This is a genomic window from Desmonostoc vinosum (assembly GCF_059505385.1).
Genome location: NZ_JCACKM010000291.1, coordinates 1 through 4232, shown reverse-complemented (window position 1 = coordinate 4232; position 4232 = coordinate 1). Strand labels below are relative to the sequence as shown.

3 protein-coding genes are annotated in these 4232 nt (G+C 42.3%); 1 reads left to right on the top strand and 2 read right to left on the bottom strand.

The window, feature by feature from the left end:
* Positions 1–382 precede the first annotated feature (382 nt).
* The gene (locus AC5JMF_RS30105) at positions 383–910 is read left to right on the top strand and encodes a hypothetical protein (RefSeq protein ID WP_495799374.1); all 528 of its coding nucleotides are present in this window, start codon (positions 383–385) and stop codon (positions 908–910) included.
* A 55-nt stretch (positions 911–965) separates the two neighbouring features.
* Here AC5JMF_RS30105 and AC5JMF_RS30100 read toward each other — a convergent pair whose 3' ends face one another.
* Together AC5JMF_RS30100 and AC5JMF_RS30095 are read right to left on the bottom strand one after the other, a co-directional pair.
* Positions 966–1415 carry a YlqD family protein gene (locus AC5JMF_RS30100; RefSeq protein WP_495799373.1) on the bottom strand — a complete coding sequence of 150 codons (450 nt, stop codon included), beginning with the start codon at positions 1413–1415 and terminating at the stop codon, positions 966–968.
* 41 nt (positions 1416–1456) lie between these two features.
* Positions 1457–3463 (bottom strand): long-chain fatty acid--CoA ligase, encoded by a 2007-nt coding sequence (locus AC5JMF_RS30095; RefSeq protein ID WP_495799372.1) that lies wholly within the window; start codon positions 3461–3463, stop codon positions 1457–1459.
* Positions 3464–4232: the final 769 nt, after the last annotated feature.

Genomic DNA, 4232 nt, shown 5'->3' with positions numbered 1-4232 from the left:
GGACTGGGGACTGGGGACTGGGGACTGGGGACTGGGGACTGGGGACTGGGGAAGAGATACAGCAGATTGTGGGTAAATGAGGTATAACAAAAGACTTTTAACCCTGTTCCTCCGCAGTCGCTTCACTTGGGGAAACCCCAAGACCGCGCTGCTCTCTGTTAAGCGTTCCCTAGTTGACAGGAACCTCAACGTTACTCATCAGTCTATACACAGAGCAATCTTAAAAGGAGAAACGCTATATTTGTTACTCCAATAGGATTACCATATATACTTGATATTTGTCACAACCAATGCTCAACACATAATAGCTGCTCGCCAGCAAAGGATGTAAAGTAAAAACTTAATATCCAAGCATTAACTACTACAACCTTTTTGAAATTTTATGTCGGCAAAGTTAAAATTTCTTTTGATTTTAATACTGAGTATCTTTGCCACTGCTGCTGCGGGAGTTTATCTTACTCAGTACCAGCAATTTGCACCATCTGTTGAGACTAGTAACGGACAAACTCAGCAGATGGATGTAGTGCATCAATCTCAGTCAGATATTTTGGCATTTCCAGAGCGTTCCAATTATCAAAGCATACCTTTAGAAAGTTTGAGTTCTTCGCTTCAAGGTAGCGATCCTGCTACCCTAGCTCTCAATGCTTTTGATGAGTTGGTATCAGGGAGTGGTACGCGAAAGGTAGAGGTAGTCTATCCACAACGTAATCAAGCTTTAGTGACGATTACGCAAATCAAGCAGAGTTCTAAATTACTTGGTACTATTAGATACCGAGTACAGATGACCACATTCGGGCGATCGCTTTTAGTTAGTTCACCTCCAGTTTGGCAGATTGTTTGGGCCGGCTCCCAAAAGCAATGCTGGGCTGGGAACCGCACCCACGCAAAGTTTAACCAGAATTGTCATTAGTCAGTTGTCCTTTGTTAGTTACCAATGACTAATGACTAATGACTAATGACTAATATCAAATATCGCCGCGAATTTCTTCTACAACGCCATCACGCAGAACGATTTCTACTTGCATTTTGCTAATCAAGTTATCACCTGTTTCTACGCGGAAAAAGCCTTCCATTTGAAACTGGTTAACTTCTTGGTCTAACTGGAGTAGCTGCACTTGCTGGAGGTTTTGCAGCAATTGATTTTTCTGCTCTAGCAGTTCACTCTTTTTTTGATTAACTTGTAGTTGAATATTGTCGATTTGTTGAAGAGTCTGAGGGCCAGGTGGTTGCAGACTCTGCTTTTGAATTGCAGTAATCGCTCTTTGTCCTTCTACCTCGAGCTGTTGCAGTTGCTGATCAAGTTGATTAATTTGCGCTTGCAGTTGCTGTTGCACTTCCTCCTTCCAGAGGGGAGTGACTATGACTTTGACATTAACTACACGCTTTAAAAGCAATTGAGCTTTGGAGACATCCATAAAAGTTTCACGTTCACTCTATGAGTTAGCAAGTGGAATTATCAAGCAAACATGCTGTTAATAATATCGCGATAGCGTTCCATCACAACATGTCGGCGGATTTTCAGCGTTTGGGTCATCATGCCGTTTTCAATGGAAAACGGTTCTAGAATTAGTTTGAAGGGGCCAATGCGATCGTCTGGTCGATAACCTGGACGGTTTTGCACTTCCCGAATTAATTCTTGCCGAAATAAATCCTGGACTATTCTACTCTCTAGATCAATGACGGTGGTGGATTCTGAGCGAGGAATTTTAGTTTCTGATGAAACGGCTTCTGGAAGACGCAGTTGTATATTTTGATCTGCAAGCCATGTTTGCAAAACTTCGAGGTTGGGGACGATTAAAGCACCAAGAGAGCGCTGATCTTGTCCAAGGAGTGTAATTTGATCTATGAAGGGCGATCGCAAACAGGCGTCTTCAATTGGCTGTGGTTCGATGTTTTCTCCGTTAGTTAAGACAATTGTATCTTTGGCTCTGCCAGTTAGCACTAAGTCGTTTTGCGCTGATACCCAACCCAAATCACCACTATCAAACCAACCTTCACTATCAATTGCTTTGGCTGTTGCTTCTGGGTTTTGGTAATATCCTTGCATAATCTGTGGCCCCTTCAACAAAACTAAGCCGCGATTTCCTACAGGCAAAGAGGCTTTTGTCTCAGAGTCTACGATTTTAATCTGTGTGCCGGGTATTGGTTGTCCCGCAGAACCGCGCAAGTTACGCCAAGGACGACGTGCATGAGTGACGGGAGAAGTTTCTGTCAAGCCGTAACCCTGCAAAATCTCTACACCAGTAATTTCAAAAAAGTTGTCTATGTGTTTTGGTAACGCACCACCACCGCTAATTACTTGCTGTATTCGTCCTCCTGTAGCTTCCTTGACCTTGGCATATACTAGTTTTTCTCCCAAGATATGGAAAGGAAGCAAAGCATAGGCTTGGATTTGCGCTGCTAATCGCTCGATAACTGAAGAATTAAGATGATCTAAACTCAATCCTTGGGCAATTCGCCGCGCTTTAATATATTTCTCGCTCATCCCCAGTAAAAATTTGATCAGGCGTTGCTTGCTAGCTGGTTGTTCGCGGAACTGTTTTTGCACTCCTTCATAAATCGATTCCCACAGCCGTGGTACACCCACCATGTAATGTGGTTGATATTTTCGCAAATCCTGTTTGACAGAACGCAAGTTAGTATAAAATTGTGTACAACCTTGAGAAATTAAGAAATACTCACAACTGCGTTCGTAACTATGCCAGCTAGGCAGGATGCTGAGAACGATGTCTCCGGCTTTTGGTTGCAGAACTGAACCCAGCGCCCTGACTTGGTGCATCAAATTGCCATAAGAAAGCATCACACCTTTGGGTTTCCCCGTAGTTCCAGAGGTGTAAATTAGTGTTGCCAAATCGTTGAGGCTTTGCTTGACTGGTGTAAAAGTATGGTTGCTACCAATATCTATCAACTGGGAAAAGTTAAATATCTTGAGAGTTTCCTCTGTTGGTGGTGCTTCATCTGAAAGTAAAATCACTAATTGGATGGGTAGCTCGTTGAAACAAGATGCTTCGCCACTGCGGAGTTTGTTCAGCGTTTTTAAATCTTCAACTACTAAAGCTGTGCTACCACTATCAGCGATAATGAATAGTAACTCTTCGCGCTCGGCTTGTGAACTCCGCACTGCATCAGCCGTACCAGCCGCCATTATACCCTGATCGGCGATAAACCACCGAGGACTATTGTCAGCAATTAAAGAAATGCGATCGCCTACTTTCACACCCAAAGCCTGTAACCCGGAAGCAAACAGTTGAATTTGCTGTGCTAGTTGACTATAAGTAACTACTACCTCTGGTTTGGCATGAGGATTATGAAGCGCAACAATATTACCAAACTGCTTTGCTGCTAAAGGCCAAATTTCTGGTAAGGATTCTACATTTGTATAGTCTACTAAACGTTTTAGTGCCTGACGTTCTCGCTCAGTAATATTAGATAAAAAAGCAGAATCTGGTGAAATTTTTGACATAATACCTTACCCAAATTACTCTGTAAAAACTTGCATCAATATCCACATTGCCTTTAATACAAGACGATTCTCAAAATTTAACGCTCATCTTTACAAAAATTTATGTTAAGATTTGTTCAAGGAAAGCGCAAGTCAAAAAATTCTGGCTACCAATTGTACATACTATGCTGTAGCCATGAACTGTTAACACCTATTCTTTACAGGAGGTGATTATATATGGTTCTAATAGATATTGCATTGTTAATGTTGATTAGTACGGTTGCGTGTCTAATATTGCCTAAGTTTTTATCTATTCTGTTAGCTGCTAAAACTTCAAAACCGCAAACAATCAGGATAGGAATTACAAGTTTTCCCTACTGTACAGCTTACGCATTGACAGGTAGTCAAGGCTGTAAATTCAGCCCTAATTTCTGTGATAAATGTTCTCCAAACTGAGAGACTATTAAATAATTCGTAATTCGTAATTCGTAATTCGTAATGACGCTCGTACCTCGCTACCGCTGACGCTTGAGGACTCGCTACCGCTTCGCTAACGCTAACGTAATTCGTAATTCGTAATTCGTAATGACGCTCGTACCGACGCTCGTTCGCCTTTGGCGTCTCCCCTTGGGAGATGACTCGCTCTAAGCGAAGCTATGCCGCAGGCTTTACGCTAACGCTAACGTAATTAAGTTTTGTAATGGGGATTTAGCACAAAGTCACCAGGGGGTTTCCTGATGTAATAAGTTTTCTTGTGGGGTGGGTCGTAAAGCCATTGGTGTCAACTTAA

Excerpts from the sequence above, each read along its gene's own strand:
- AC5JMF_RS30105 (WP_495799374.1), top strand. The coding sequence starts at position 383 with ATGTCGGCAAAGTTAAAATTTCTTTTGATTTTAATACTGAGTATCTTT.
- AC5JMF_RS30100 (WP_495799373.1), bottom strand. The coding sequence starts at position 1,415 with ATGGATGTCTCCAAAGCTCAATTGCTTTTAAAGCGTGTAGTTAATGTC.
- AC5JMF_RS30095 (WP_495799372.1), bottom strand. The coding sequence starts at position 3,463 with ATGTCAAAAATTTCACCAGATTCTGCTTTTTTATCTAATATTACTGAG.